Below are 26,225 nucleotides of genomic sequence, written 5' to 3'. Positions count from 1 at the left end.
TTGCATTATTTGTATAAAATATAAATAACAACCTAACGATAGGTAGGAGGAAATTATGACGAGAGATAAAATTGTGGAAGAAGCTTTCTTGCTCTTTGCGCAGAAAGGATATGATGGAACAAGCCTAAAGGATATTGCAGAAAAAGTAGGGATAAAAAAACCATCAATTTACGCACATTTTCCAAGTAAGGAAGCGTTATTTTTAGAAGTTTTGGATAAAGAAATTGAAAGATTCTTAATCTATATAAATCATATAGTAGAATATTTTGAAGGTAGGAACGAAGAAGAAAAATTGTTTATATTTGTCGAAAATTGCATTGATTATGTTAAGGAACATGAATATGTAAGCAGCTTTTGGATAGGAATAATGTTTTTCTCTAAATTAAGCTTTTATGATGAAATAAGAAAGAGAGCGCTGAGTTTTAGGGATAGAACTGTTGAAATAGTAAGTGGAATAATAAATGAAGGGTTGCGTAAGGGTATCATAACTCCTAAGCCGATGGAAGAATTAATTTATTCCTTTATGGTTTTTCTTCAAGGAACCTTTTTAACCTCTTATAGAAGTCCTGGATTTTCATCTGAAACTATGAAAAAAGTTTTTAATGTGTATTGGAGAGGCATAACAAGTATAGAATAGGTCAGATTGTTTCAATTATTTGTTTGTTTATGTTATTTAATAAATTAATCAATATTTACTTATGACAAGGGGGATGCGACATGAAATGGTTTGGAAATTTAAAAATAGCACAGAAACTCATATTAAGTTTTTTAGTAGTTGCAGTGTTGGTAGCGGTGAATGGGATTATTAGTATTGTGAATATGTCTAGGATTAATAGTAATGCTATATCCATGTACAATGATAATTTGATGCCGCTGAATGAGGTTAAAACCATCAAGACTAATTTACTTGAAATTAAGAGTGATAGTTTGCTTCTTGTTTATGAAAGAGATAGAGCAAGGATTGCAGACTATGAAAAAGACATCGAAAAGCTGGTAAATGAAGATAATAATCTTATGGCAGCTTATGAAAAGACAAATATGTCTGCAAAGGAAAAGGAACTTTATCCTAAGTTTAAAGAATATCTTCTCCAGTACAGAAAAGATAGAGAAGCAATAATAAAAGCCGTGAATGATAATAATTATAAAGAAGGGGTCAATGCACTAAATTTAGCATCCAAAACTAGAGAAGATATGGAAAATGTTCTAGATGAGCTAGTACAAGCTAATATTAGTAATGCAGAGAATGAAAATAAGTATAATATTTCATTATTCAATTTAACATACAAATTAACGATAGGTATAGTAGTCTTTTGTGTTCTAATCTCTATAGCAATAGGATACGGAATTGCTAAAATGATTTCAAAGAACTTAAACAAAGTATCGGCTTTTGCAGAGGCTATAGGAAATGGAGATTTGACTCATAAAGTAAAAATTGATACTAAGGATGAAATAGGAACTATGGCAAATACCCTTAACATAGCAGCAGATAATATTAGAGAACTAATTTCTGAGATTAATTACAGCACTTCAGAAATAAGTGCTTCAAGTGAAGAATTATCTGCCACTATAGAGGAAATTACTTCAAAGATGAATGTGATAAATGAGTCTTCAATAGAAATATCAAGAGGAACAGAAGAAGTAAGCACTGTTTCAGAAGAAGTAAGCGCCTCCAGCGAGGAGGTTAACTCTACTGTATTTAGTCTAGCAGGGAAGGCAAAAGAAGCAAGCACATCTTTTGATGAAATAGAAAAACGAGCGGTTGAGGTTAAGGGTAAAGCTGAAACAGCAATGCAGTCGGGAATTAAAAAATACACCGAAACTCAGGAGCGAATTAATCAGGCCATTGAAGAAGGGCAAGTTGTACATGAAGTTAAAGTTATGTCTGATACAATAGGAAGTATTGCAGCACAGACAAATTTATTGGCTCTGAATGCAGCAATAGAGGCAGCAAGAGCAGGGGAATCCGGAAGGGGATTTGCCGTTGTCGCAGAAGAGGTTAGAAAACTTGCAGAGCAGTCTTCTGAAACTGTAAGTAATATTCAAAGTATTGTTAGCCAAGTTATGAATGCATTTGACAATTTATCACAAAGCGGCAAGGATATCCTTCAGTTTTTAGTGACTGATGTTGAGCCTACCTATAAGCTTTTAAGCAGTACGGCAGACAGTTATGAGAAGGATTCTGTATATGTAAGTGATATGTCTAAGAATATTTTGGAAAGCACAAAATTGATTTCAGAGTCTATGGAACAAGTAGGAAGTGCATTAGAAACTGTATCAGCAACGGCACAAGAAACAGCTGCAGGCTCCTCGGAAATATTAAATGGGGTCAATGAAACTACTATGGCTATAGAGGAAGTTGCAAAAGCAGCTCAAAGCCAAGCAGAAATGGCAGAGAAGCTAAGTTTAATGGTACATAAATTCAAAATATAGTATAAACAAATTAAATTGATTATTATAAAACGGAAGTCTATATACGGGCTTCTGTTTTAGTTTTTCTATTTTACGATAAAACCACTTCAAGCTTGAAAGATATGTTATATTATTGTCAATAATAGTAAATATATATAGGAGTTTGGAGTGAAATATAATGTGCAGCTTAAATGAGGGGAATTTTACAGATAAGGAAAAGATATTTAGAAAATATATATTTATTATTTTTGTTTTATTAGCAATTATAATTATATCTTATGTGCTTTTTAAATATCCCAGGCCAGGGGTTGCTGATCAGGGGGATTTTAATAGAGTTATGTTTGCTTCAGGGCTTCAGCTTACAGATGAAGATAAAAATAATCCTAATCTTAAAAGATATTTAGACTATATTATTACTGATTATAAGATGCCTGATAAAGGTGTACCAAGAATGTTTGTTGGAATAATAGGAACTACAGTTTCAGTATTTACTACTATAGGAGGTATTATATGCAGAATACTTGGCCGACAGCTATTTAGTACTGAATATCTAGCAGGCGTTTATTGTTTAGTATACTTGTTTTCCATTATCATGATATTAAAATATATAAATATAAAAGGTAAAGTTAAATGTATAATAGTATGCTTATTGACTTTGTTTATATTTTTTGATGGGAATTACCTTGTATGGTTTAATAGCCTATACGGTGAACCTGCTATGATAACAACCTTCATGTTGTATTTGTCATCTTGGATGTATTATATTTACTGCAAAGAAGTTTTAAAAGAAAGCGAAAAAATATTTTCGAAGATTATACTGATTTTTATAGCATCACTTATGTTTATAGGTTCAAAGCTTCAGGTTATTTCTGCCCTGCCTGTTGTATCACTTATGTTTGCTAAGCTTATTTGGGATAATAGAAATATGCTGACTTGGATGAAAAAGAGCATACTTTTAATTCTACTGATAATTCTAGTGGCTTACCCAATAGATATTAGTCTTATTCACAAACCTCTTAGTGAGGATACAAACTATAATTCTGTTTTTTATGGCATACTTAAGGATTCAAAAAATCCAAGACAGGATTTGATAGATTTAGGTCTTAATACCGATATGGTCGTAGAGGCAGGAAAAAACTCATATTCTCCTACAAAGGATTATGTAAAATATATACCTCACACAGAAATTACTGAAAAAGAATTTTACAGCAGAATGAGCAATGGAAAACTGATTAAGTTTTATATAACTCATCCTTTAAGGCTTATACAAGGAATGGAGTACACAGCAGCGCATTCTTTTGATACAAGTACTTATTTGGGAAAATATAAAAGAAGCTATAGTGAAGTACCGATAAGAAAATTCGATAGATTTACGACATGGTCTTCTTTAAGGTTAAAATGCACGCCTAAGAAGCTCGTATTTATAGTTCTAATTTATATTATTATTTTAGCTTCTTCAATACTTATATATTTAAGGAATAGGCTTAATACAGAGGTCAAAGCAAAAATACAGCTTTTTTGGGCAATATTTTTTATAAGTATACTTCAGTTTCCAATGTCTTATATGGGAAATGGTCAGGCAGATACTTCAAAACAGTTATATTTATTTAATTTTACTTTTGACATTATAATCTTTGCTTCCGTTTTATGGTGTTTAAATAATCTTATAAAAAAGAAAATAAAATTATGATATAATTAAGTGAGCAGGGGATAGTTTTATAAACTGTCCCTGATTTTTGTTTACAGGAGGCAGCTATGAAAAAACTATTTGTAACTGATTTGGATGGAACACTTTTAGAAAATCATGTATCTATAACTGAAGAAAACCTTGATTATATCAAAAAGTTAAAAGATTTAAAACACTGCTTTGCTATAGCTACTGGCAGGGCGTATGACCATATAGAAGCTCTGCAGAAACAATATAATCTAGATGTAGATTACTACATACTTTTAAATGGTGCGCTGATTTTAGATAAGCGTGGTAGTGTAATTAATCATCAAACTATACCTATGAGTACTATAGAAGCTATTGTAGAAGAGTTTTATAACGATGACTGGAGAATATACTTTGGAACAGGCTTTAAAAGCTTTAAACTAAATTTTGAGGAAGGAAATTTAGTAAATGCGAACAACATAGTGATTGAAGGTATTGAAGAAATAAAACAAGAGAATATATCTATGTTTGCTATGAACTATAAGAAAGAAGATACAAAGTATGTTGATGAAATGTGCAAAAAAATCAATAATAAATTTGGTGACAAAATTATAGCTTATAGAAATGTAAGCTTCATTGATATAGTACCAGCAGGATGCTCTAAGGGAGATGGAGTGGACTATATAAAGGAGAAAGAAAGGATTCCTAGTGAAAATACCTTTGCCATAGGTGATTCCTGGAATGATGTATCTATGTTTAAGTCCGCACAACATTCTTTTACCTTTAAAAGAGCTGAGAAGGAGCTGCAGTCAAAAGCAAGATATGTTGTTGATACTGTAGCTGAATGTATCGGAAAATATATCTTAGAAGATGCTTCGTAAACTTTAAAAATAAACAAAGAATAGGCTGAGATTATTCATATAATTCTCAGCCTATTCTTTGCTTATTTTTTTACAAGTTCTTTAATGCGTTGTGATACGTTGCCTTCGTACAGGCCTCCGTGATAACAGATAACTGTATTTATGTCATACGATGAAAGTTTCTCTAAAGATTTTATATATAAATCTTGATCATAATTGATAGATTCGGAAGAGGTAACTAGTTCACCGTTTTCTATGCCTAAGCAATCTCCAGCAATAAGTGTTTTGCTTGCTTTATGATAGAGACAAATATGTCCAGGGGTATGTCCTGGTGTGAAAATTACAGTAATTCCGCCGCAGTAGGGCAGTACCTGATTATCAGTTAAAGTTGAATTGATATTTATGTGTAAATTATTATAAAAATTTTTAAAACCCTGGTATATTAATTTCATTTCTTCGGTTAATGATTCAAGCCTTGATTCCAAAAGAGCCAGCTTTACAGGAAGTTTACTTCCTTCAATATATGGAGCTTCCACTTCGTGAACAAGTATATCAATTGGCTTAGAAGCTTCCTTCTTGATACTCATAAGATTGCCAACATGATCAATATCCTGATGTGTAATAATAATACTGTTTAACAAGTTAAAGGATATATTTTCAGCTTTAAAAGCCTGTTTAAGCTGAGCAAGCTGATTTGGGTATCCGGTGTCCACCAAGATAGTAGAGTTTCCGTCTACCAAAATAACAGGATAAATCATATTCTGATTTCCATTAATTTTTACCGGTATTTCTAACATTTTAATTTTATCGGTTATATTCATCCTACACCTCCAAATTTAGTATTGTTGGTATAGAATATTATAACATAACAAGATATAAGATCAATGACATAAAATTTAATCATATCACATAAAAAGATTTTTGTCAATAGTAAATATTTTTATTTTGGATTCTAAAAATCCCACGAAGTTCACAAAATGTCTTGATACTTCTGCAACAATTTGCAGCTATAATTCTAAATATAGAAAACAAACAGGAAGTAGAAGTCCTAAATGGACTTTTAAGAGTAATTTTAGAGGCTAAAGTCCTGAATGGACTTTAGCGGGTAACTTATGAGCGAAGCGAATGTCTTAAGTTACCCTGTGCCCGAAGGGAGCGAGAGTTTTAAATTACTCAGTGCTTCCGACTAAAAGGAGGAATTAAAAATGAATGCAAAATTAAAAAGATTTTTTTCAAAGGAAAATACAAAAGGGTTATTTACTAAAAAGAGGATAGGTGTTATAGCGGTTGTATTAGCTGTAGCAGTATCAGTCGGGGCAGGTTACGTACTAGGTTCTCATGGTAATGGTAGAGGTAATGGAAAAAATGTTAGAGTATCAGATCAAAGACAGGATAGAAATGGAGCACCTATGGGGCAGCAAGGAAGTAATGGAAAGTTTGCACAAGGTAAGAGCAGCAGACAAGGCATAAATGGACAAGGACAAAACCAACAGACACAAGGTAAAAATGGACAAGTGCCAGACGGACAAACACAAAACAATAATAAACAGTCTGGAGCTCCAGGACAAGGTCAAGTTGACGGAACTTCAGGAGCTACTATTAAATAGATTTAATTATATAGAAGACAGCTTAATTATATAAATATCTATATTAAGAACAAACCAAAGAATTCCCCCTATTCTTTGGTTTGTTTTATTGTACGTGTAGTATAGGTTTATAAACGATAAGTGTTTATATAAATTATCTGCAGCCACTTTGATATAAATTCAATATGTGCTATAATTTGTATTACATGGAAGGTTGTTGTCAAGTAACGTAAAAAACACAAAAGAAGAGGTACGGCATATGGGGATAGAGTTAATTAATAATACCTTAAATAATTTAGATATATTTATTATTGTTTGGGATAGAGAAGAAAATATTATCAATTTTAATAAATACAGTGAAAGTATTAGTGGATATTTACAAGAAGAAGTCATAGGGAAAAAGTGGGTAGGCACTTTGTTTGAAAAAGACAGAGGTGCTTATTTTAATATAAAGAAGCAATCCTATGAAAGAAAACTTCAATGCAAAGATGGACAAGAAGTTTATGTATGGTGGAATAATATAGCTTTTCAGGATGAAACAGCAAAATCAGAGAAAGTTATATCTATAGGGATGGACATTACTAAGCAAAAACAAACAGAACAAGAGCTTATGAACAGTTATGAGGAATTGGAAGCAGTTTATGAAGAGCTTGCAGCTACTGAAGAGGAGATAAAACAAAATTATTTCGATTTGCAAAATAAAGAAGAGCAGCTTAGAATCAGCGATGAAAGATATAGGCTGGCACTTGATGGAGCAAGGGATGCCATATGGGATTGGGATATTAAAAGAAATAAAGCCTTTACTTCAAGTAGATGGAGAGAGATGCTTGGGTACACTGAAGAAGATTTGAGAGTAGATCATCTAACCTGGAAGGAGCTTATACATTCTGATGATAAAGAACGTGCATTCAAGGCTCAGAAGGATCATTTAGATGGGAAAACTCCTTTTTATACCAGTGAATATAGACTTAGAATGAAAAATGGTGAATATAAGTGGGTTATGGTTAGAGGAAAAGCACTTCGAGATGAAGAAGGTAATCCTATCCGTATTGCGGGCTCACAGACAGATATTACTGAGAGAAAGAACTTTGAAGAAAAGATTAATTTTATGGCTTATTATGATTCATTAACTGGTCTTAATAATAGAGCAATGCTGGAAATGAGACTAAATAAATCTTTACATGAATCAAAGCAGAATAATCTTAGAGGAGCCGTTTTGTTTCTGGACCTTGATAATTTTAAAAGTGTTAATGATACACATGGACATTCAGCCGGCGATGAAATATTGAAAGGTGTAGCAGCCATATTAAAAACTTTCGAGAATGATAATATAGTTATTTCAAGATTTGGCGGCGATGAATTTGTAATAATGATACATAATATTCAAAGTAATGAGCAGGTAACTAATTTGGCAAAAGATATTGTAAAGTCGGTTAATAAATGCTGGTTAGTTCAAGGAAGAGAATTTTATAGTACAGTAAGTGTTGGAATTGTATTTTATGATAGTAAAAATTGTGATACTCAGAGTATTTTAAGTAATGCAGACTGTGCAATGTACTCTGTCAAAAAGTCCGGAAAAGATAATTATAATGTATTTACCATGGAGATGAATTCAAAGCTCAAGGGGCGAATTGAGATAGAAAACTATCTCAGGCATGCTTTAGAATATAATGAACTTAGTCTTCATTATCAGCCTCAAATTGACCAAAAAACAAAAGAGATTATAGGAGTAGAAGCTTTGATTAGATGGAACCATCCTACTAAGGGCTTAATTCCTCCAAATGATTTTATACCGATAGCCGAGGAAACAGGACTTATAGTATCTATCGGAGATTGGGTTTTAAGAGAAGCTTGCAGACAGAATAAGCTTTGGCAAGATATGGGCTATCATAAGGTTTGTATATCTGTAAATCTTTCTGCCAATCAGTTAAAGCAGCCGGGATTAGTGGAGAAAATAAGAGATGTACTTATTGAAACTGAATTAGAACCTAAATGGCTTTGTCTTGAAATAACAGAAAGTATTGCTATTTCGGATATTGAATTTGCAGTTAAGATGCTTACGGATTTGAAGGAAATAGGAATAAGTATAGCTTTAGATGATTTTGGAACAGGTTTTTCTTCCTTAAGCTATCTTAGGAGACTCCCTATAAATACTATCAAGATAGATAAGTCTTTCGTTGATGAAATTAACGAAAATACTTATGCTGCCGCTATTACTGAAGCTATAATAGTCATGTCTCATAAAATGAATATGAATGTTATTGCAGAAGGTGTAGAAACGAAAATGCAGCATGAGTTTCTTCTTAATGAAAACTGTGATATGGCACAGGGATATCTATTCAGCAGGCCTTTGCCTGCAGGCAGTGTTGAAAGTGTTATGAGAAATAGAATAGTAAGTATTTAAAATGGACTGCTTTACGGAGTTCTCAGCAAGATTATTAATATGGCAAAGACAATAATTTTATTATTATTTTAGGCTTGTCGAAATATTTATCTAAGAAATATGAATAAAGACAAAATAAGACCTGATTAGACAAAGGATATCTGACTCTTTTGTGGAAATTAGTTATTATGTAAGTTACATGATTTCAGCAACTATGGAAGGTGACCAATTATGGACAAGGAAAAGAAACTGTTTTATGTTCATGAGTTAGCCCCAGGTATGATTTTGTCGCAGGATATAAGAGCTAATGGGAAAGTTCTAGTTGCAAAAGGTGCTACCATCACTGACTATGCATTGGAAAAAATCAAAAAGCATTATATTCCAAACTTAATCGAAGTTTATTATGGTGATGAAGATGAATTAAGAAACACAAGTATGTCTCAAAGGACGAAGACTGTTGAAGAAATAGAGGAAAGTCTTAATGAACTTTCTTTTAATGTTGAAGGAATATTTGAGGATATGGATAGCCTGAAATCCTCAGGTATTGAAGAAGTTAGAAAATTTGCTTCAAGAATTCAATCTGAGCTTAAGTCAATAAATTCAGTAATAAAGAATATTGTTCTATATGGAAGCGGTAAAGACACCATATACAGACATGGAGTTAATGTGGCGGCATTAAGTGCAATACTTGGCAGATGGATAGGATTGAGTGAAATTGATCTTAATCTTCTTACTTATTCTGCAGTTTTACATGACTTTGGAAAGATTAAAATTGATAAAGAAATTTTAGATAAACCAAGTAACTTGACTCCGGGCGAATTTAAGGAAATAAGAAATCATCCTACAATAGGATACAAATATATAAAAGAAATACCATACTTAGATCATTCAGTAAGCTACGGAGTACTTATGCATCATGAGAGGATGGACGGCTCGGGATATCCTTTAGGACTTAAGGGAAATCAAATCCATCAGTTTGCAAGGATAATTGCGGTGGCTGATGTATTTGATGCAGTTAATTCAAACAGAGTGTATAAAAAAAGCAAAGGTCCCTTTGAAACTTTGGAGATAATCAAAAAGGAAAGCTTAGGAAGGCTTGATTACGAATATTGCAATATATTTTTAAATCATATTGTAAACTATTACATGGGAGAAACGGTACAGCTTAATACAAATAAGATTTGCAAGATAGTTCAGGTAGATGCAAATAACCTTACAAGACCTCTTTTATTTGATGATAATAATTTTATAGATTTAAAACAATATAAGGATTTATATGTAGAAAGACTAGTTTTGTAGTGTATTTAAGGAGTGGAAGAATTAAGCCACTCCTTTATTTTTTATATATTCTACATAGATTTTAAAGTAAATCTGTTAGTTGAGCTTCTCAAAGACCAGTAGAAGCATCAGGATTTTTGCTCACTCAGACTAGCGATTTACTAATTAAAACTATATAGGTTATAATATATAGGAACATTTTAGAAGGGGAGGGACAACTATGATAAATAAATTTAGAGCTATGGTAGTAAGCGAGATAGAGCCTAAAAAGTATTCTCGAGAGATTAAAGAAAAAGATATGTCAAGTCTTCCAGAAGGTGAAGTTTTAATCAATGTAAAATACTCATCTTTAAATTATAAGGATGCTCTCTCAGCTGTTGGAAATAAAGGAGTAACTAGAAATTATCCTCATACTCCTGGTATAGATGCTGCAGGAATTGTAGTAGAAAGCAGCAGTGACGTTTTTAAAACTGGAGATGAGGTTGTTGTCACAGGCTATGATTTAGGTATGAACACCTCAGGAGGTTTCAGCGAATACATAAGGGTGCCATCAGAGTGGGTTGTTAAGCTGCCTAAAGGACTTACTCTTATGGAGAGCATGATATATGGTACTGCAGGATTTACTGCTGCATTATCTGTTCATAGGCTTATAAACTCAGGAGTAAAGCCTGAGGATGGAGATATATTAGTGACAGGTGCAACAGGTGGTGTTGGAAGTGTTGCGGTAAGTATACTTGATAAGCTTGGTTATAGTGTAATAGCAGGTACAGGAAAACCTGAGGCAAGAGAAATGCTTATTAAGACAGGAGCAAAAGATATAATATTAAGGGAAGAACTTGATGATAAATCAGGAAAGACGCTGCTTAGAGAGAGATGGGCAGGTGTTATTGATACAGTTGGAGGTAATATTTTATCATCTGCACTTAAAGCAACAAAGTATGGAGGAACTGTAACATCCTGCGGTAATGCTGCTTCTTATGAGTTCTCAAGCTCAGTATATCCTTTTATACTTAGAGGAGTATCACTTTTAGGTGTTGACTCTGTTCAATGTCCAAAAGACCTAAGATTAAAACTTTGGAATTTGCTTTCAAATGAGTGGAAGCCTGAGGATTTGGCATTAAATATTGAAGAAGTGTCCTTAAATGGGCTTAATGATAAGATAGATATAATTCTTGCTGGAAAAATGATAGGAAGAGTTCTTGTAAATATTGAACTTTAATGTGCTAGGAAAGAGGATTAATTAATGGATTTAAGAAAAAGAAATATAGTAATTTCGCTTATGGTAGCTATGTTCTTAGGAGCAGTTGAAGGTACAGTTGTAACTACAGCCGTGCCTACAATAGTAAAGGCATTAAATGGCTTTGAACTTATAAGCTGGGTTTTCTCAATATACCTTTTAACTTCAGCTATTTCTACCCCTATATATGGGAAATTGTCAGATTTATATGGAAGAAAGAATATACTTTCCATCGGTATAATTGTATTTATAACAGGAAGCTTTCTCTGCGGAGTATCAGGAAGTATGTATCAGCTTATAATTTTTCGTGCTCTTCAAGGGCTTGGTGCAGGTGCAATATTTACTGTAACCTACACGATAGTTGGTGATATTTTTACACTTTCTGAAAGAGCTAAAGTACAAGGGTGGCTTGGAACTGTTTGGGGGGTAGCAAGTCTTGCAGGTCCGTTTTTAGGAGGTTTTTTAATAGATTATCTTTCCTGGCATTGGATATTTTTTATTAATGTACCTTTTGGAATTCTGTCTATTGTTCTTTTACAGAAAAACCTTGATGAGCATATTATGAAGAAAAAGGTTAAAATAGATTATGCAGGTGCTTTGGTACTTTCCTTTGCAATACTTTTATTTTTATATGGAACCATGTCAAAGGGAGAAGGCAGCAGTGCAGTTTCTGTTAAGACTTTTATTTCTATAGTAGTTACAATAGGTATGTTTATTATTTTTTATTTTATAGAAAAAAGAGTTTCAGAACCCATAATACCTTTTGAAATATTTACTAAAACAAATATCATAGTAAATATAATTAGTTTTTTAATTTCCTCTGTGCTCATAGGTACAGATGTATATATGCCTTTATATATACAAAATATCTTAGGATTTAGTCCTACAATATCAGGACTAGCTATGGCGCCTATGTCACTAGCCTGGACATTATCTTCTGTATTACTGTCAAAGGCAATACCTAAATATGGGGAGAGAGTGGTCACAGCTTTGTCTGTCTTGATTACTCTAATAAGCTGTGTGTTTTTAGTCACGCTTAATTTAAATTCTTCAATTACACTGGTATTAATTTATGCTTTTATAATGGGTCTTGGATTTGGAGGAGCTTTTACTATACTGACAATAGTGGTGCAGTCCTCTGTGGAATATAGTATAAGAGGTGCAGCAACTGCTGCGAACTCTCTTGTTCGAACTATCGGTCAAACTATAGGAGTAAGCATTTTAGGAAGCATAGTTAATTTAAGTATAGTCAGGTATTTTAGTGATATAGGTATAAAAGGAATAAAGCCGGATAATATTTATTCATCTAAAGCAATTAATGTAAATTTATCGGCAGAACATATAAAAGCTTCAATATATTCAGGTGTTCACCTTGTATTTATAATATTAGTTGCTATTTCAGTACTTTGTCTTGCGCTTTCGCTTATTTTGCCAAATAAATTAAAAGAAAATAATATAGAAAGTTAAGATATACAAACGGGCTTATTAAAATAGCCCGTTTATTTTTGTAACAAAAAATTGTTTTCATCATAAGCTGAAATTGATAAGCTATGCAGCGGATCAAGATATATAAGGAGGCTTATAATGTATATTAGTCCATTTACTTATTGTCCCTATTGCTATGAACGAGTTATCTGTCCATTTTCAGAAGAACAGATGAGAAGTTATGATGACTTTGAAGAACTAGATGATTACGAAGAGTATGTAGGCTATGAAAATTCTCTTAGAGCTCCACAGCAGGAAGTAAACAGAATATTACTCTTACTTAACAGGCAAAGACCTGATCTTAGCAGAGGACTTCAAAGATTTGGAGTCAGACCGGTAACTGTTAATTTATACTTTAGAACTGCTATAGCCTATACTCTAGACAATGCTGAAAGATTTAGCGGAAATATAAATCAAAGAACAACAGCAATATTCAATAGCTTCAGAAGAAGCAATGCATGGATTTTTGCTGCACTTCGTTCTGCTGGAGTACCTAATAATGTAATAGATGCAACTTTCAGAGACGTAATAGAGTTTACTTTAAGAAATATGAGACCTGCTCCTGGGCCTGGACCTTCTCCAGGTGGAAGATGGAGCAGATGGGAAGACCTTGGTGGAACTTTAATCTTTGGACCTGCAGCTTCGTCCTGGGCACCAAACAGGCTTGATACCTTTGTAGTTGGAACTGACAGTGCACTTTATCATAAATGGTGGAACGGCTCAAGATGGAGTGATTTTGAGAACCTAGGGGGAAGACTTACATCTGCACCTGCCGCTGTGTCTTGGGGAAACAATAGGATAGATGTTTTTGGTAGAGGAACAGATAATGCTATGTGGCATATATTCTGGAACGGCTCAAGGTGGAGTAACTGGGAAAGTCTTGGCGGAGTTTTAACTTCAGCACCTGCAGTTTCGTCCTGGGCACCAAACAGACTTGATACCTTTGTAAGAGGAGCTGATAATGCGCTTTATCATAAATGGTGGAACGGCTCAAGATGGAGCGATTGGGAAAACCTTGGAGGTGTACTCACTTCATCGCCGGCAGCAGTATCTTGGGGAAATAACAGAATAGATGTATTTGCTAGAGGTCAAAGTAACAGATTATATCATTTATGGTGGGATGGCTCAAGATGGAGCAATTGGGAAGATCTCGGAGGAAACTTAACTTCTGGACCCGCAGCTTCTTCAAGAGCAGCAAATAGGCTTGAGGTATTTGCTAGGGGAAGAAACAATCAACTTATGACAATTACTTGGAACGGTTCAAGATGGAGCAACTGGAGTGATATTGGAGGAAATATAACTTCTGATCCTGCAGCTGTATCTTGGGGACCAAATAGAACAGATGTGTTTGCAAGAGGAACAAATAATGCCTTGTGGCATATTTGGAGAGATTAGTTAAAAGTAAGGGGCAGCTGCTTTAGAACAGCCGCCCCTATTTTTATGAAGCAGCTTTGATGATGTTTTTTTCATCAATACATATCTTTCCATCATTTATCTCAACTATCCTGTCAGTTTTTTCAGCTATTCTTCTATCATGCGTTATTACAATGAAAGTAGTGTTAAATTTTTCATTTATATTCTCATTAAATTATAAATGCTCTCTGTAGACTCTGAATCAAGGTTGCCTGTAAAAAGCCTTCTAGATGCTATAAAATTGATTTTGTAAAAGTTTGCCTAAGATCGTAATTGGTGTGTATGCCTTTTAAAACTATAAAAAGGTATTTGAAGTTACTGATACAGACTACTAAGAATTAGATACAAATGATATTATAGAGTTATTAGATTAAGTGAGGGTGGTTCTAATGTATAAAAACTTTATTTTTGATTTGTATGGTACTTTAGTTGATATTAAAACAAATGAAAGCAGAAAGACATTTTGGGAAAAGCTTGCGCTTTTTTATAGTTACAATGGCGCTGTTTACAGCTATAGTGAGCTTAAAAGGACATATTTGAAAGAGGTTAAGGAAGGATTAAAGGCAAATACTAAGACAAAATACCCCGATATAAAACTGTTGTCGGTATTTGAAAAGCTATATGTGAATAAAGGGGTTAAAATAGAAAAGGGGGCTGTAAACCAAGCAATGAAGCTCTTCAGAGTATTGTCCTTAGAGTATATAAGACTGTATCCTGGGGTAATAGATTTATTAGAAGAGCTAAAAAGCAAGGACAAAAAAATATTTATGCTGTCTAATGGTCAGAGAGAATTTACTGTCCCCGAATTAAGGTTTTTAGGTATTTATGATTATTTTGATGGGCTATACAGCTCCTCTGATATAGAAGTTTGCAAGCCTGATAAAACATTTTTTGATTATCTTGTTGAAAAAGAGGGCTTAAACAGACAAGAAACTATTTTCGTAGGAAATGATGACAAGTGTGATGCTGAAGGCGCTGCTGCATCCTCCCTGGATTGTGTTTATATACATAGCAATCTTTCAAGGAATGTTACAGAAGTTAATAGCAAATATCAAATTTGGGATGGAGATGTAAATAAAATTATTAATTATATATAAGTTTCAGCCTCCCACTGCTTTAACTATCACATCATGTTAATTTAAATAGAAAAAAGATATGAGTGCCTCAAAACAACTAAATTTAGTATGGTATTTGAATGTGTAGAAAATAAGCTATGACAGATTTCAAATATCATGCAATAGATTTAAGTTGTTTTGAGGCATTTTTAATTACTTTTAAAAAGTCAAGTTTTTGATTCCAGCCTTTTGGATGAGTGTATCATTTAAAGTTTTGTAGGTAAGATTTCCTACTATGCCATCAGCAGTCAATCCTCTGCTCTTTTGAAAAGATATAACGGTATCTTTTGTCTGAGAACCAAAGTAGCCGGTTGCTCCGGAAAGAGGATAGCCTAATTTTATCAATGCATTTTGGAGCGAAGCTACATCTTTGCTAGTCATCCCATAGCTCAGAGGAAAAGTTGATAGAATTAAAGGTTTGCTGATTATTGTGATATCAAACTGCTTAATACTATCATAAATTCTTGAGCTTAATCCGTCTTTTTCATAAACTTTAATTGTATAAACACCAGGATTTGATGGTGTAAAGCTGAACTGACTTGATTTACTAAAGCTGTTAGAAGTTAAAAAACTTCCGTTATTATATACCTCGTATTTGTAATTAATATTTGTAGAATCACTAACTGTGCTTATAGAATTAAGTGTTACCATTTTTCCTTCATACAAGTTGCCTGAGGCAGTTACAGAGGCAATAGAAGCTCTCTGAATTACTCCGAAAGTTATTTTTCTAGTAACGTCATATTCATTTTTTGTTATAGGATCAACGGCATAAACATATGCTTCGTAGTTTCCAGATACGGCTGGAATAAAGCTGAAGCTTCTACTTGCATCATAATCTCTTGCAGCTATAATCTGACCATCCTTTACTACAGTATATTTGTACTGTACACCGCTTCCCGAGCCGCCGCTTACTGCAGAACTCAAAGTAACAGTATCCCCTGTAAATACATTCTGAATATCTTTACTGAAGGAAGATAGGGTTAATGGATTATAAATTGAAAATGGAACAACTTTCATATCATCGTAATCTGAAATTGAGAAATTGTCTTTTATATAAATTTCAGCAGTATAGTTTCCGGAATTTAAAGGTACATAATTAAGGTTTGCGGAACTGCTGTAGTCTTGAGTAAATACTATATTAGAATCATTCTTTATAATGAATTTAAATAAATATCCATAACCATTACCGTTTGTTCCTGATGCATTAAAGGAAACGGTATTTCCAAGGTATAAGGAACTGCTACTTTGAGTAATTGAACCTAAAGAAGCCTTAAGTATAAGGTTTTGAATATACGTTCCCTGATAATAGAATTTTAATATTTCATTATAGTTTTGTCCAGCTGAAGCGCGATTTCTAGCTCCTATCTGGCTCATTCCAAGACCATGTCCATTTCCTTTGCCGGAGAAGGTATAGGAACCATTTATTGAGTCATAACTAACAGTATACAAATTACTTGGCAGTCCTAAGAAGGTTCTTGTATTATCTTTTGTAACTGATTTTGTTTGCTCCACACCAGCAGAATCTTTATAGATTATATTTATATTAGATACTCTTCCGCTTGCGAATCTTGTTATTGAACTTAAATCCAAGTTTTCAAAAGTATCTGTTGAAGAAAGATAACGCTTAGAAACTAAAGCTGCTTGTATTTGGGCATTACTATATATTCTATTGACATTTGGCCACGCATCGCTTTCATATGGGTCTGCAACAGATCTTAAATATGGAACGGTGTTACCCCACACATTTTCACTGTTCTCAGAAATACCTCCATGCCACGCAGAATATAGAGTTTCTACAAGCTTATCGTTATATAAAAGTACTTCACCGCGTGTTTGGTTAACTGCATTTATAACATTTTGATAGCTTGAGTTATACCCTTTATAAACCTGATAGCTTGCTGTATCATCGAAATCATAGCCTTTTGATGCTTCATAGCCTATTCTTGATAAAGCATAGTTTCTTGCTGCTATAGTCTGAGCCTTAAAGCCTCAAGAGGAAAATTATTAGCCATTTCATAACCTATGACACCCTTTAAATAATCTTCTATATAGATATTATTGATGGGCATGAGCTTTCCGTTAAGAACTTTTATAAGAAAAGAACCCATATATTTATTTGATACTGTGCCTGAGGTCATAGTTATCAAATTAGAATTGCTGCTTGGAACTAAGTTAACTTGATTTAATGTTGTTCCATTTAATAAAATGCTTGTCCCATCGGTCGTTAAACTTAATATTGATCCGGAAGGATAGACTTTACCGTTAAAAGTATAATCTCCACTTAATGCCATGCTTATAGAAGCGGCTGACATACTTACAAGCCCAATTTTTAAATCATTAAAATAAGAATTGTTTTGATAAGCAGAAACCTTTTGCGTAATAGCTAAAGGAAGCATTGTAATAACTAGGAACAATGATGTAAAAAAGGCTGTATATTTTTTAAACACAAACTACTCCCCCCTTAAATTTTGGTATAATAAAGTTTGATGCTTTATTTATCGAAGGCTTCATTATAAAGCTATAGAGCAAAAACGTCAGTATGTACTAGTGAATTAGATGCAAGTATGGCTTATTTATCCTTAATATATAAAATTAGTTGACAACTATCAAAATAATGGATATATCTATGCTATAGAGGTAAAATAAAATGCATGTGTTATTTGTAGAAGAAGTTTATAAGCAGTGAACTGCTTTTTACTTATACACTAAATATTACAGGGAGGATAAAGTATGTACGTACTATTTGGGAACAATGTTGTAGATAGCAAGGAAATGAAAGAAGCTATTGAAAATAATTCAGAGTTTAAAGTTGTTAAGGACATGAGTAAAGGCTCTAAGAGAGAAGATATATTAGCTTATAACTTAAGTATAAGTTTAGATGTCTTAAATGATATTATGAAAGAAGAAGATGAATTTGATATAAATGAGCTTTCCGAAGGTGAGCTTACAGAAGATGATATTTTCGATGAGTATCTTAATTTGGCAGAAGAAATTGCCACAGAGCTTGAAGAAGTTGTTCCAGAAGAATCTATCCTTGATATCAGAGCATATAAATGGGATAAATCTGATAATGACATAAAGCTGGTTATAGCTATTGCTCATGAAGACTTAGGTGAATCTAAGCTTGGAAATGCAATGAGAACACTTTTAACACAAGTAGAATAAACGATCTTGAAGTAAAAAAACTGCTTTAAAGATTGAAGTGCACCTCCAAATGTTATAAAAAAATAACATTTGGAGGTGCACTTTTTTATGAGTAAAAATTATTCATTGTCTATATAAATCCACGGACATAACTTCTTTTCTATAAAATCAATAAATTTAAAAACTAAAAGTCCCATAAGGCTCAAAGCCAGTATGCCTGCAAACATATCTACATATTTAATCATTGACCATGTATTCATTATGAAATAGCCAATTCCATAGGTAGCTGCAAAGTTCTCTGCGAAAAACAGTACAGATATGCTTATGCCTATACTTACTCTAAGTGAGGAAATAAGCTTTGGGAGTACAGCAGGAATAACTAAATTTTTATATATTTGAACTTTGCTAAGTCCTAGAGATTCCATTGAGAAAAAAAGCTGAGTGTCAATTTCCTTAACACCATCTCTGGCCCCGAGCATTATTTGAAACACTATTATTGTCATAATGAGTATAATTTTAGATACATTTCCAAGTCCAAATAAGAGCATTAGAACTGGAAGAAAAGCTATCTTTGGAATAGGATAAAGTATATATACAACAGGAGATATAACAGAATCCATTCTTTTACTCATACCAAGCATAAGTCCTAGTGGCACTCCAATAAGCATAGATATTAAAAGTGCAGCAATAAGTCTAAATAAGCTTGCGCTAATATGAAGGAGTAAATCTTTTTTTAGCAGTATAAAGAAAGCAATTATGGTTTCATGAGGAGTTGGTACAATAGCAGAATTCACTATAAAGTGAAGCAAGTACCAAAGCACAATTACAATAAGAGAGGCATATAGAGTTTTTAAATATTTAAGTTTTTCTAAAAATTTCATAATTTATCACTCTCGTTAAGCTGCTTTCTAACTTCTAGGCAGATTTTATAATAATTAGGGCTAAGTCTTATGTTTTCATCCCCGAAGTAAGGATTATCAATAATATTTTTTATGCGTCCTTTTTCCATAACAACAATCCTTTGGCCTAGGAAAACCGCTTCTTCTATACTGTGCGTTACCATAATTAAGGTTATTTTTCTTTCTTTATAGATATTGAGAATCAAGTCTTGAAGATGTTCTCTATTTATAGCATCTAGAGCAGAAGAAGCTTCATCTAAAAGCAGCAAGTCGGGCTGAAGTACCAAAGTTCTTGCTATAGCAGCTCTCTGCTTTTGACCTCCGCTGAGCTGGGAGGGGAATTTATTTTTAAATTCAACAATATTTAATTCTTTAAGTATTGAATTTACCTTTGCTTCAATTTGTGTACTGCTTATACCTCTAGCTTTAAGCCCTAAAGCTGTATTCTCATAAACAGTTTTCCATGGAAGAAGCCCTACATTTTGGAGTATCAATCCGGTTTCTTTTCTTATACCTGACAGTTCCTTTTTATCAATTTTAACAGTACCGTTATAATTAGAAAGAAGCCCTGCTAATATATAAAGCAGGGTTGTTTTTCCACAGCCTGAAGGACCTATTATAGCACAGGTTGAATTTTGAGCTATATTTAATTTTATATTTTTAAGTACTTCTTCTTTTCCATAATTAAAGCTTAAATTATTAACTTCAATCATTATTTAATCCTCTACTTGATAAATTTAAAATCACTTACATCCTCAAACTTATAGTCTTTCTTGATCATGTTCTTGCTTTTAGTCCATTCTAAGACATTTTTAAAAGTTTCGCTTGATATTTCCTGAGCCTTTTCATAGGTCTTTCCGTTAGCACTTAAATATGGAACTATGGCATCTGGGAAAGTGTATTTAGTAAGCACTGAGCCATATTCTTTAGCATCAGTTTTATTTATATACTCAACAGCTTCATTATAAGCCTTGTAGAAGTTTTTAACTGTATTAGGCTGTTTTGATAATACATCGTTATTAAACAATATAGTTCCGGCTTTTAGCTTATATTCTTTAGAAGTAGCTAAAACCTTTGCTCCTTGTGAAGCTAAAAGAGTCGCCTGAGGCTCTGTAAATATAACACCGTCAATTTTGTTTGATAGAAGAGCTTCAAAACGTGCCTGGAAACTTGGAATTACAACAGTTTCATATTTAATATTATTCTTTTTAGCCATCTCATCCATTATATATTCAAGTACAAAGTTTGGAACAATAGACACTTTCTTATTATTTAGTTTTTCAAAACTGTCTATGCCTGACTTTGGTGAAGTTAACAGCTTGAAATCTTCATTTATATCAGAAGTTATTTTCATCTTAAAGCCGCCTTCGTTTAGAGAAAGGGCAGTCATGGTGTCTGCAATTATTCCATCTAATTTATTAGCTTGTACAGCTATATTTCTATCATTTGGTGAAGTGAAGGTAGTAATATCTACATTTATTCCTTCCTTCTCAAAGAATCCTTTTTCCTTTGCAACAATTATTGGAATAGCTGATTCTGCTGGAAGTATTCCAAATCTTATGTTTTTGTTTTCCTCTGTTTTCTTTGTACATCCAGATAATAATCCTATTGAAAGTAGTGCTGCTAAAGTTAATGATAATATTTTTTTCATTTGTATCTCCTTTGAATGTTTTATTTTTTTTCAAACATGCTTGTGAATTTATCTATATCAATGTTTATAAGAACTCCGTTTCTATGAAGCTGAAATGGATTTGTAGTTTTGGCGTTTTTACCAGGCTCTGAAGTAAAACCAAGTTTAAAATCAGCTTCCTTCAGTCTTTTAATAACCTCCTCATTATAGCCGCCAAAAGGATAAGCAAAAGCTCCCTTAGTGCTGACAAAATCTTCACATTCATTAAGATCTTTGAAAAAGCTTTCCTTATCGACACTCTGAACAGTAGTTGCATTTGCATCTCTTGTATGCATTGACTTAGTGTGATTTGAAAATTCAAAAATATCGCTTATTTCCTTAAGTTCTTTTTTAGACATGCATACAGAGGAAACAGTAGAATACTCCTGCTCTTTTTCAAAAATCCAGTCAAGAACTACAAAACCAACAGCGTTAAAATTATACTTCTTTAAAATTGGATAAGCATATATGTAAATAGATTTGTACATATCGTCAAAGGTTAGAAGAACTGATTTTTCAGGCAACTCCTTACCATTGTAATAGTAATCAATGATTTCCTTAAGGCTTAGAGTTTTATAGCCATTGTCATAAAAATATTTCATCTGTTTTTCAAACTCATCAAGATAAGCAAATAAAACACATGGAAGTACATCATCATAATCTTGATTAACCTTTATGTGTGAGGGATTATCAAGATTGAAGTCTTCTCTTTTAATTATTTCATGATACATTAGTACATTAAATCCACTCATAATTTCATCTCCTATTGTTCGTCTATAACAATCCTATACTACAAAAATAAGTATGTCAAATTAATAACAATACAGAAAAAGCTTTTACATAATATGGTATACTATTAAAGTATATATTTTTCAAAATAGGGGGTAAAACTATATGTATGAGTATAAATATGTAGAGTGTTCCATGGGCGGAATTTTTACCGGAGACAATCATCAGGAGCTTATTAATGAGTATGCAAAGCAAGGCTGGAGATTTGTTCAGATAGTGCCTTTATATTACACTATGGAAGGCAGAGCAAAGAACTTTGAGATTATCTTTGAAAGAGAAGTGTAAATTCTAATAAGCAGTTTTTCTGTTAAAGGAGTTATTATGAAAGGTATCACTGCTGCATGTTTTGATGTATATTATCACGAAGATTATGCTAAATCCTGCTGTGTTGTATTTAAAAAAGAAGAAGGGGAAGTGATCCTTTCTGACTATAGTGTAATAGTACGAGGAGTAGAGGAATATATTCCAGGGCAGTTTTACAAAAGAGAGCTTCCATGTATACTTAATGTATTTAACAAGGTGAAGGAAGATGTGGATTTACTGATAACAGATAGCTTTGTATGGCTAAACAGTGGGAAAAAGGGACTTGGGGCTCATTTATATAAGGCGCTAAGCTACAAAATTCCAGTTATAGGAGTAGCCAAGACTCACTTTAAAGATGCCGAAAATTATGAGGAAATTTACAGAGGAGAAAGCCATAGTCCCTTATACGTGAGTTCAGTTGGTATAGAGTTAGGAACTGCAGCAGAATTTATTAAAAATTTAGATGGAGATAATAGAATTCCATGGGTATTAAAACTAGTGGATAAGCTTTCAAGGGAGTAATATGATATAATAAAATTGCTGTTTTTAGATAGAAGATTTTTCAACAAGGCATATTGATGATAGGAGGTTGAGGTCCTAAATGGACTTTAACGGGTAGTCTGCGAATGGAACGAGCAAGGTCAGACTATCCAGCGTTTCGACTGAAAGGAGAAAGACAAAATGAATAACAAAAGATTAGGTGCCGATATGCTGTTATTGCTTACTGCAGCTATATGGGGATTTGCATTTGTTGCACAAAGAGTAGGCTCTCAATATGTAGGTGCTCTTACTTTTAATGGAATAAGATTTGCTCTTGGAAGTATTTCACTTATACCTTTAATTATTTACTTTGATAAAAGAAAGAAAAGAGAAGGTATTGATGAGAATAATAATTATGTAAGTACTAGAAGGTCAATTTTATATGGTGTACTTGCCGGTACTGCCCTTTATACAGGAGCAACACTGCAGCAAACCGGACTTATTTATACAACTGCTGGAAAGGCAGGCTTTATTACAGGCCTTTATATAGTTTTAGTACCAGTTATGGGGATATTTTTAAAGCATAAAATTGAAAAAAGTTCATGGGTTGGAGTAGCATTTGCAGTTGTTGGACTTTATCTATTAAGTGTAAATGAAAATTTCACTATAGGTTATGGTGATTTGCTTGAAGTTATAGGAGCTGTATTTTGGGCTATACATATTTTGATAATAGATTATTTTTCTAATAAGATGGATGCTCTAAAACTATCTTGCATTCAGTTCGCAACTTGTTCAATTTTAAGTTTAGCGACAGCTTTAATTTTTGAAAAGATTACTATAAGCGGCATATCCCATGCATTAATTCCAATACTCTATGGAGGTTTTTTATCCGTTGGCATAGCATATACTCTTCAAGTAGTTGCTCAAAAGAATGCCAAGCCATCTCATGCTGCTCTTATATTAAGTATGGAATCAGTATTTGGGGCTATAGGAGGTGCTGTTGTACTTCGAGAAACTATGAGTGGCAGGGGATATATTGGCTGTGCACTTATACTTGGAGGAATATTTGTATCTCAGATTAAAACTTTCTTACCAAGTAAATAAAGTAACTACATAATGTAGTAAGGCTTTTGCATTGTATATAGTAAAAACTAAGGGGCTGTTTTGTAGACAGCCCCTTAGTTATAATTTTATTATTTAATTTTTTGTATGAATTCAATCTGCATTTCATTAATCTTTTTACTGCTTTCTTCTCTAAGTTTTCTATTCTCTTCCTCAATTTTTCTTGTTTCATTTATGCCATCAACAATAGTTTTCCAGGTGTTTTCTAAGGTTTCTATCTTTATAGAAGAATTTCCTGAAAGCTTTGCTATTTCAATGCTTTGATTTTTTATATTTTCTGCATTTTTTAGCAAAAGCTCATTAGTGGTTTTATCAAGTGCTACCATAGATTCTGCTATAAGATTCTGCCTCTTCAGAGTAACTGCCTGAATCATTCCATTTTTGAAGATTGGTATAGTTATGACAAACGCCGAATGAATCTTACCAATAAGCTTAAAATTACTTCTTTGAATAATTCGTATCTGAGGAGCTGTCTGCATGGAAACTATCTTAGCAAGCTCTAAGTTATGCACTCTTATTTTCATCATTTCAATAGCGTTATTGATAGTTTGAAGATTCAGGTTTGCCTCTGCATCGCCGGACATCGCCAAGGCTTCATATTTAGGGAGTTCTGTTTCTTCAAGTCTTTTAACGATTAGGTTTCCGGCTATAGTATATTTTTCGAGCTTTTTATAATACTCAAGATTTTGTGCAAACATTTCTTCTAGCATATCATTAGTTTTCGTAAGTTCATTTTTATAAACAGTTATCTCTTTATAAATTTTATCTATTTCTTTACCTAAGGTCTGATATTTACTTAATAATTTTTCAACAGCTTTTTTGCTGTCTCTAAATATTCTGGAAATAAAGCCTCCTTTAGCTTCACTTAAGATCTCTTCTTTATCAAATCTAGTCATAAGGTTTGAAAGTTCTCTAAGCATAATGCTTGAGCCTTCTATATTGCTTCCTTTTATGGAATGAAGAATTTTATCTGCAAATTTTGAAACTTCTTCTGCCGGACCGTTGCCAAATTCCATGATTGAATTAAGATTATTAATTTCAACTGTATTTGTAAGTGCTTTAACTTCAGAAGAATCTTCTAAGTTTTTTTTGATTTCTTCCATTCGGAGTTGAAGTTCATGTTTTTCATCAGTATAATCCATTTTAATACTTTCTCCTTTATAACCTTTATAATTTAAAATAATGTCCAAGAACTATAATTTAGGTTAAAAGCTACTTCATCAAGCCTGTGTATATCATAGTAGCTTTCCTTTATAAAATCTTCTATATCATTAAACCCTGCTGGGTTATAAATTATCACATCTGCTCCAAGGCTGTTTATAAATGTCAGCTTAACTACATCTTCGAAAGTTACCTTTGAGAATTTGCTTCCATTGTTGTAAACAACCAGTTTAGGTACATAAAAAGGATAGTCAAATTTTGAGAGAAGTCTGATTAGAGGTTCGTCGATATCGTTTAAAATATTAAAAACCTTCATCTTGGCTAACTCAAAGCTTTTAGTATTTGTATTTAAATTAATATTAATATCAAAGTTTTGAAGGAAGTCTGTCACGGTGTCTAATAAACCTTTTTTAGGCTCAGTACTCCAAAGCTCGTAATTCTTAAATCTTGATAGAGAGCAAAAATCTATAATTCTATCAGCTATAAGGTTTTGGACAGAAGTTCTCAGCTGCCTGTATTTCCAAAATTGTGAAGATAGCAGCTTTTTCTTATCAATATAACCTGAGGAGTCAAGTACTGAATAATAAGATCTATTTGTAAGTTTTGAAGGTTTTGCTCTAAAAAGGGGAAAGGACGGAAAAAATAAAGTGTTGGGAGTTTTCCTAAGCAATTTAATTTCTTTTCTATATTGTCTTTTACTCGTGTGAACTCCACTTATCTTTGCAAATATGTTAGTAATATATATATGATTATCTTCTACCTTAAAACCTGGTCTGAACATTGCTTGATGAGTTCCCCATATATAAATTTCCTCATAGGTGCTTTTCAAGGTGCATATATTCACTTCATAATCTGCAAACTGCCAAGGTTTAAAGAAATAAGAATCCTCTTTATATATTTTGTCTCCTACCTCAGAGCTTGCTTTATAAGCGTCAGTTTCTATTCTATCCTTACTCATAAGTATCTCCCTATTTAAGACTCAATTCATAGTGTTATTCTTTGTATATATATTATATCAAAAAAATAACACTTGGAGAATAAAACTTTATATAGAGCAATATGAACAAATCAGTGCTTGGAAATATAAGGATAAAATGATATTATATAAAATATGGGCAAGTTCGAATTTATTATTAAAAATATACTGGTTTTAAATATATGGGTTAATACATAGAATGAAATGTAGGCTTTGCTTAAGAAAAAAATATGAGCTATAAATTTTCTGCTGCTATGAAGGG

23 protein-coding genes and 2 pseudogenes are annotated in these 26,225 nt (G+C 32.8%); 15 read left to right on the top strand and 10 right to left on the bottom strand.

Features of this window, described 5'->3' with window-relative positions; translation table 11 throughout:
• The first annotated feature begins 55 nt into the window (after window positions 1–55).
• The 4 genes from JK636_RS23755 (at window position 56) to JK636_RS01535 (ending at window position 4,944) form a co-directional block, all read left to right on the top strand.
• The gene (locus JK636_RS23755; protein WP_202747074.1) at window positions 56–637 is read left to right on the top strand and encodes a TetR/AcrR family transcriptional regulator; all 582 of its coding nucleotides are present in this window, start codon (window positions 56–58) and stop codon (window positions 635–637) included.
• Between the two features lie 80 nt (window positions 638–717).
• On the top strand, window positions 718–2,430 hold the full coding sequence (locus JK636_RS01545; protein WP_202747073.1) for a methyl-accepting chemotaxis protein: 1,713 nt from the start codon (window positions 718–720) through the stop codon (window positions 2,428–2,430).
• A gap of 157 nt (window positions 2,431–2,587) precedes the next feature.
• Window positions 2,588–4,099: a glycan biosynthesis hexose transferase WsfD gene (wsfD, locus tag JK636_RS01540; RefSeq protein ID WP_207751674.1), complete on the top strand. Its 1,512-nt coding sequence runs from the start codon at window positions 2,588–2,590 to the stop codon at window positions 4,097–4,099.
• Between the two features lie 65 nt (window positions 4,100–4,164).
• Window positions 4,165–4,944: a Cof-type HAD-IIB family hydrolase gene (locus tag JK636_RS01535; RefSeq protein WP_202747072.1), complete on the top strand. Its 780-nt coding sequence runs from the start codon at window positions 4,165–4,167 to the stop codon at window positions 4,942–4,944.
• A 62-nt stretch (window positions 4,945–5,006) separates the two neighbouring features.
• Here the strand turns inward: JK636_RS01535 and JK636_RS01530 are convergent, their stop codons facing one another.
• Window positions 5,007–5,744: an MBL fold metallo-hydrolase gene (locus tag JK636_RS01530; protein WP_202747071.1), complete on the bottom strand. Its 738-nt coding sequence runs from the start codon at window positions 5,742–5,744 to the stop codon at window positions 5,007–5,009.
• Between the two features lie 384 nt (window positions 5,745–6,128).
• Here JK636_RS01530 and JK636_RS01525 point away from each other — a divergent pair, with 384 nt between their 5' ends.
• The 6 genes from JK636_RS01525 (at window position 6,129) to JK636_RS01500 (ending at window position 14,287) form a co-directional block, all read left to right on the top strand.
• Window positions 6,129–6,530 (top strand): hypothetical protein, encoded by a 402-nt coding sequence (locus JK636_RS01525; RefSeq protein WP_202747070.1) that lies wholly within the window; start codon window positions 6,129–6,131, stop codon window positions 6,528–6,530.
• Window positions 6,531–6,768: 238 nt separating this feature from the next.
• Window positions 6,769–8,913: a sensor domain-containing protein gene (locus tag JK636_RS01520; protein ID WP_202747069.1), complete on the top strand. Its 2,145-nt coding sequence runs from the start codon at window positions 6,769–6,771 to the stop codon at window positions 8,911–8,913.
• A gap of 210 nt (window positions 8,914–9,123) precedes the next feature.
• Entirely contained in the window at window positions 9,124–10,191 is a 1,068-nt protein-coding gene (locus tag JK636_RS01515; protein ID WP_202747068.1) for an HD-GYP domain-containing protein, read from the top strand.
• Between the two features lie 199 nt (window positions 10,192–10,390).
• Entirely contained in the window at window positions 10,391–11,389 is a 999-nt protein-coding gene (locus JK636_RS01510; RefSeq protein ID WP_202747067.1) for a YhdH/YhfP family quinone oxidoreductase, read from the top strand.
• A 24-nt stretch (window positions 11,390–11,413) separates the two neighbouring features.
• Window positions 11,414–12,874 (top strand): MDR family MFS transporter, encoded by a 1,461-nt coding sequence (locus JK636_RS01505; RefSeq protein ID WP_202747066.1) that lies wholly within the window; start codon window positions 11,414–11,416, stop codon window positions 12,872–12,874.
• 567 nt (window positions 12,875–13,441) lie between these two features.
• Window positions 13,442–14,287 carry a PLL family lectin gene (locus JK636_RS01500; protein WP_476727378.1) on the top strand — a complete coding sequence of 282 codons (846 nt, stop codon included), beginning with the start codon at window positions 13,442–13,444 and terminating at the stop codon, window positions 14,285–14,287.
• 43 nt (window positions 14,288–14,330) lie between these two features.
• Here JK636_RS01500 and JK636_RS23490 read toward each other — a convergent pair.
• Window positions 14,331–14,521 (bottom strand): annotated as a pseudogene (locus JK636_RS23490) (hypothetical protein); the annotation flags it as partial.
• A 173-nt stretch (window positions 14,522–14,694) separates the two neighbouring features.
• Between JK636_RS23490 and JK636_RS01495 the strand changes: the two are divergent.
• Window positions 14,695–15,402, top strand: coding sequence for an HAD family hydrolase (locus JK636_RS01495; RefSeq protein ID WP_202747064.1), 708 nt, complete (start codon window positions 14,695–14,697; stop codon window positions 15,400–15,402).
• Between the two features lie 177 nt (window positions 15,403–15,579).
• Here the strand turns inward: JK636_RS01495 and JK636_RS23485 are convergent, their stop codons facing one another.
• Window positions 15,580–15,801: a peptidoglycan-binding domain-containing protein gene (locus JK636_RS23485; protein WP_243428099.1), complete on the bottom strand. Its 222-nt coding sequence runs from the start codon at window positions 15,799–15,801 to the stop codon at window positions 15,580–15,582.
• Window positions 15,802–15,906: 105 nt separating this feature from the next.
• Window positions 15,907–17,489 (bottom strand): annotated as a pseudogene (locus JK636_RS01490) (SpoIID/LytB domain-containing protein); the annotation flags it as partial.
• 661 nt (window positions 17,490–18,150) lie between these two features.
• Here JK636_RS01490 and JK636_RS01480 point away from each other — a divergent pair.
• Window positions 18,151–18,585: a hypothetical protein gene (locus JK636_RS01480; protein WP_202747062.1), complete on the top strand. Its 435-nt coding sequence runs from the start codon at window positions 18,151–18,153 to the stop codon at window positions 18,583–18,585.
• 98 nt (window positions 18,586–18,683) lie between these two features.
• Here the strand turns inward: JK636_RS01480 and JK636_RS01475 are convergent, their stop codons facing one another.
• The 4 genes from JK636_RS01475 to JK636_RS01460 are packed head-to-tail and all read right to left on the bottom strand — an operon-like array spanning window position 18,684 to window position 21,884.
• A complete protein-coding gene (locus tag JK636_RS01475) occupies window positions 18,684–19,445 on the bottom strand; it encodes an ABC transporter permease (RefSeq protein ID WP_202747061.1) in 762 nt (253 codons plus the stop codon).
• Window positions 19,442–20,176: an ABC transporter ATP-binding protein gene (locus JK636_RS01470; RefSeq protein ID WP_202747060.1), complete on the bottom strand. Its 735-nt coding sequence runs from the start codon at window positions 20,174–20,176 to the stop codon at window positions 19,442–19,444. Before JK636_RS01470 ends, JK636_RS01475 begins: the two co-directional genes overlap by 4 nt.
• A gap of 11 nt (window positions 20,177–20,187) precedes the next feature.
• On the bottom strand, window positions 20,188–21,114 hold the full coding sequence (locus JK636_RS01465; protein WP_202747059.1) for an ABC transporter substrate-binding protein: 927 nt from the start codon (window positions 21,112–21,114) through the stop codon (window positions 20,188–20,190).
• Window positions 21,115–21,134: 20 nt separating this feature from the next.
• Window positions 21,135–21,884 carry a polysaccharide deacetylase family protein gene (locus JK636_RS01460; RefSeq protein WP_202747058.1) on the bottom strand — a complete coding sequence of 250 codons (750 nt, stop codon included), beginning with the start codon at window positions 21,882–21,884 and terminating at the stop codon, window positions 21,135–21,137.
• Between the two features lie 142 nt (window positions 21,885–22,026).
• On the opposite strand from JK636_RS01460, the gene JK636_RS01455 reads away from it, so the two are divergent.
• The 3 genes from JK636_RS01455 (at window position 22,027) to JK636_RS01445 (ending at window position 23,808) form a co-directional block, all read left to right on the top strand.
• Window positions 22,027–22,206 (top strand): DUF4177 domain-containing protein, encoded by a 180-nt coding sequence (locus JK636_RS01455; RefSeq protein WP_202747057.1) that lies wholly within the window; start codon window positions 22,027–22,029, stop codon window positions 22,204–22,206.
• Between the two features lie 36 nt (window positions 22,207–22,242).
• On the top strand, window positions 22,243–22,746 hold the full coding sequence (locus JK636_RS01450) for an endonuclease V (RefSeq protein ID WP_202747056.1): 504 nt from the start codon (window positions 22,243–22,245) through the stop codon (window positions 22,744–22,746).
• A gap of 159 nt (window positions 22,747–22,905) precedes the next feature.
• Window positions 22,906–23,808, top strand: coding sequence for a DMT family transporter (locus JK636_RS01445; RefSeq protein ID WP_202747055.1), 903 nt, complete (start codon window positions 22,906–22,908; stop codon window positions 23,806–23,808).
• A gap of 89 nt (window positions 23,809–23,897) precedes the next feature.
• Here JK636_RS01445 and JK636_RS01440 read toward each other — a convergent pair whose 3' ends face one another.
• Window positions 23,898–24,968 (bottom strand): toxic anion resistance protein, encoded by a 1,071-nt coding sequence (locus JK636_RS01440; protein ID WP_202747054.1) that lies wholly within the window; start codon window positions 24,966–24,968, stop codon window positions 23,898–23,900.
• 32 nt (window positions 24,969–25,000) lie between these two features.
• On the bottom strand, window positions 25,001–25,945 hold the full coding sequence (locus JK636_RS01435) for a YceG family protein (protein ID WP_202747053.1): 945 nt from the start codon (window positions 25,943–25,945) through the stop codon (window positions 25,001–25,003).
• Between the last annotated feature and the right edge of the window lie 280 nt (window positions 25,946–26,225).

This window comes from Clostridium rhizosphaerae (assembly GCF_016765585.1).
GTDB lineage: Bacteria > Bacillota > Clostridia > Clostridiales > Clostridiaceae > Clostridium_AT > Clostridium_AT rhizosphaerae.
This window is presented reverse-complemented; position numbering and strand designations above follow the sequence as displayed.

Excerpts from the sequence above, each read along its gene's own strand:
- JK636_RS23755 (WP_202747074.1), top strand. The coding sequence starts at position 56 with ATGACGAGAGATAAAATTGTGGAAGAAGCTTTCTTGCTCTTTGCGCAG.
- JK636_RS01545 (WP_202747073.1), top strand. The coding sequence starts at position 718 with ATGAAATGGTTTGGAAATTTAAAAATAGCACAGAAACTCATATTAAGT.
- wsfD (WP_207751674.1), top strand. The coding sequence starts at position 2,588 with ATGTGCAGCTTAAATGAGGGGAATTTTACAGATAAGGAAAAGATATTT.
- JK636_RS01535 (WP_202747072.1), top strand. The coding sequence starts at position 4,165 with ATGAAAAAACTATTTGTAACTGATTTGGATGGAACACTTTTAGAAAAT.
- JK636_RS01530 (WP_202747071.1), bottom strand. The coding sequence starts at position 5,744 with ATGAATATAACCGATAAAATTAAAATGTTAGAAATACCGGTAAAAATT.
- JK636_RS01525 (WP_202747070.1), top strand. The coding sequence starts at position 6,129 with ATGAATGCAAAATTAAAAAGATTTTTTTCAAAGGAAAATACAAAAGGG.
- JK636_RS01520 (WP_202747069.1), top strand. The coding sequence starts at position 6,769 with ATGGGGATAGAGTTAATTAATAATACCTTAAATAATTTAGATATATTT.
- JK636_RS01515 (WP_202747068.1), top strand. The coding sequence starts at position 9,124 with ATGGACAAGGAAAAGAAACTGTTTTATGTTCATGAGTTAGCCCCAGGT.
- JK636_RS01510 (WP_202747067.1), top strand. The coding sequence starts at position 10,391 with ATGATAAATAAATTTAGAGCTATGGTAGTAAGCGAGATAGAGCCTAAA.
- JK636_RS01505 (WP_202747066.1), top strand. The coding sequence starts at position 11,414 with ATGGATTTAAGAAAAAGAAATATAGTAATTTCGCTTATGGTAGCTATG.
- JK636_RS01500 (WP_476727378.1), top strand. The coding sequence starts at position 13,442 with ATGAGACCTGCTCCTGGGCCTGGACCTTCTCCAGGTGGAAGATGGAGC.
- JK636_RS01495 (WP_202747064.1), top strand. The coding sequence starts at position 14,695 with ATGTATAAAAACTTTATTTTTGATTTGTATGGTACTTTAGTTGATATT.
- JK636_RS23485 (WP_243428099.1), bottom strand. The coding sequence starts at position 15,801 with ATGACTAGCAAAGATGTAGCTTCGCTCCAAAATGCATTGATAAAATTA.
- JK636_RS01480 (WP_202747062.1), top strand. The coding sequence starts at position 18,151 with ATGTACGTACTATTTGGGAACAATGTTGTAGATAGCAAGGAAATGAAA.
- JK636_RS01475 (WP_202747061.1), bottom strand. The coding sequence starts at position 19,445 with ATGAAATTTTTAGAAAAACTTAAATATTTAAAAACTCTATATGCCTCT.
- JK636_RS01470 (WP_202747060.1), bottom strand. The coding sequence starts at position 20,176 with ATGATTGAAGTTAATAATTTAAGCTTTAATTATGGAAAAGAAGAAGTA.
- JK636_RS01465 (WP_202747059.1), bottom strand. The coding sequence starts at position 21,114 with ATGAAAAAAATATTATCATTAACTTTAGCAGCACTACTTTCAATAGGA.
- JK636_RS01460 (WP_202747058.1), bottom strand. The coding sequence starts at position 21,884 with ATGAGTGGATTTAATGTACTAATGTATCATGAAATAATTAAAAGAGAA.
- JK636_RS01455 (WP_202747057.1), top strand. The coding sequence starts at position 22,027 with ATGTATGAGTATAAATATGTAGAGTGTTCCATGGGCGGAATTTTTACC.
- JK636_RS01450 (WP_202747056.1), top strand. The coding sequence starts at position 22,243 with ATGAAAGGTATCACTGCTGCATGTTTTGATGTATATTATCACGAAGAT.
- JK636_RS01445 (WP_202747055.1), top strand. The coding sequence starts at position 22,906 with ATGAATAACAAAAGATTAGGTGCCGATATGCTGTTATTGCTTACTGCA.
- JK636_RS01440 (WP_202747054.1), bottom strand. The coding sequence starts at position 24,968 with ATGGATTATACTGATGAAAAACATGAACTTCAACTCCGAATGGAAGAA.
- JK636_RS01435 (WP_202747053.1), bottom strand. The coding sequence starts at position 25,945 with ATGAGTAAGGATAGAATAGAAACTGACGCTTATAAAGCAAGCTCTGAG.